The organism is Ideonella sp. P3_A4, from assembly GCF_056403075.1.
In genome coordinates, this window is the sequence record NZ_JBFUGE010000809.1 from 1 (window position 1) to 2,333 (window position 2,333).

General features: G+C 62.8%; 1 protein-coding gene. It reads right to left on the reverse strand.

Annotated features, from left to right (window positions below; genetic code table 11):
* The coding region (lon, locus tag AC1DYI_RS33010) for an endopeptidase La (RefSeq protein WP_477208334.1) at window positions 1-2,333 on the reverse strand (2,333 nt) is incomplete at both ends.

Sequence of the window (2,333 nt, forward strand, 5' to 3'; positions counted from 1 at the left end):
CTGCCACCGGCGCGCCGGCACCCTTCTCCTGCTTTGCAGCAGAAGCGTCGGTCGACGCCGGCTCGTCATCGGGCAAGGGCGACGGCATTGATTCCAGCGCCACTTCGAGCACCTTGTCGATCCAGCGCACCGGCACGATTTCGAGGTGGCTCTTCACGTTGTCCGGGATGTCCTGAAGGTCCTTCACATTCTCTTCAGGGATCATCACCAGCTTGATGCCACCGCGGTGAGCGGCGAGCAGCTTTTCCTTCAAGCCGCCGATGGCCGTGACCTCGCCGCGCAGCGTGATTTCACCGGTCATCGCCACATGCGCCTTGACCGGGATGCCGGTCAGTGCAGAGACGAAGGCAGTGGTCATCGCAGCACCTGCGCTCGGGCCGTCCTTCGGCGTCGCGCCGTCGGGCACGTGCACGTGCACATCACGCTTCTCGAACAACTCGTCCTTGATACCCAGGCGGYGAGCGCGGCTGCGCACCACCGTGCGTGCGGCCTCGACCGATTCCTTCATCACGTCGCCCAGCGAACCGGTGCGGATRATGTTGCCCTTGCCCGGCATCGCGGTGGCTTCGATGGTCAGCAGATCGCCGCCCACTTCCGTCCACGCCAAGCCGACGACCTGACCCACCTGGTTGGTCTTCTCGGCACGACCGAAGTCGTACTTGCGAACACCCAGAAACTCGTTCAGGTTCTCGTCGTTGACGACGACCTTGCCTTCGTAGGTCTTGAGCTGAACGCCCTTGACCACCTTGCGGCAGATTTTCGAGATTTCACGCTCGAGCGAACGCACACCTGCTTCGCGGGTGTAGTAGCGAATGATCCCGCGAATCGCCGCTTCAGTGACTTCCATCTCGTCGTCCAGCACGCCGTTGTTCTTGGCTTGCTTGGGCAACAGGTAGCGCTGCGCGATGTTGAGCTTCTCGTCCTCGGTATAACCCGACAGACGGATGACTTCCATCCGGTCCAGCAGAGCCGGCGGGATGTTCATCGAGTTCGAGGTCGCCACGAACATCACATCGCTCAGGTCGAAGTCGACCTCGATGTAGTGATCGCTGAAGGTGTGGTTCTGCTCGGGGTCGAGCACTTCCAGCAGCGCAGATGACGGGTCGCCGCGGAAGTCCATGCCCAGCTTGTCGATCTCGTCGAGCAGGAACAGCGGGTTGCGCGTGCCGACCTTCGACAGGCTCTGCAGCACCTTGCCCGGCATCGAGCCGATGTAGGTGCGGCGATGACCGCGAATTTCGGCTTCATCACGCACGCCGCCCAGCGCCATGCGGACGAACTTGCGCCCGGTGGCACGCGCGACCGATTGGCCGAGCGAAGTCTTGCCGACGCCCGGGGGGCCGACCAGGCACAGGATCGGCGCCTTGACCTTGTCGACGCGCTGTTGCACCGCGAGATACTCGAGGATGCGGTCCTTGACCTTGTCCAGACCGTAGTGGTCTTCGTTCAACACCACCTCGGCATTGCCCAGGTCGTGCTTGATCTTGGTCTTCTTCGACCACGGCAGGTTGATCAGCGTGTCCAGGTAGTTGCGCACCACCGTGGCCTCGGCCGACATCGGCGACATCAGCTTGAGCTTCTTCAGCTCGCCGTCGGCCTTCTTGCGCGCTTCCTTCGGCATGCGCGCGGCCTTGATCTTCTTCTCCAGGTCTTCCAGGTCGGCGCCTTCTTCGCCGTCGCCCAGTTCCTTCTGGATCGCCTTGACCTGCTCGTTCAGGTAGTACTCGCGCTGGCTCTTTTCCATCTGGCGCTTGACGCGGCCACGGATGCGCTTTTCGACCTGCAGGATGTCGACTTCGTGCTCGAGCTGCTCCAGCAGCTTTTCCAGCCGCTTGGCCACGTCGAACAGGTCCAGCACCGATTGCTTGGCTTCGAGCTTCAACGGCAGGTGCGCCGCGATCGTGTCGGCCAGACGACCCGGATCGTCGATCCCGGCGATCGAGGTCAGGATCTCGGGCGGGATCTTCTTGTTCAGCTTGACGTACTGGTCAAACTGCTGCGTCACAGCGCGGCGCAGGGCTTCGACCTCGGGCGAGGCTTCGCCGCCCGGCTCGATCGGCATCACTTCGGAGACGAAGTGCTCGCCGTTGTCGTTGATGCTCAGCGTCGACGCGCGCTGCACACCTTCGACCAGCACCTTCACGGTGCCATCGGGCAGCTTCAGCATCTGCAGGATGCTGGAGACGCAACCGACTTCGAACATGTCGTCGGCGCGCGGCTCGTCCTTGCCGGCGGCCTTTTGCGCCACCAGCATGATCTGCCGGCCGGCTTCCATCGCGGCTTCGAGGGCCTTGATGGATTTGGGCCGCCCGACGAACAGCGGAATCACCATG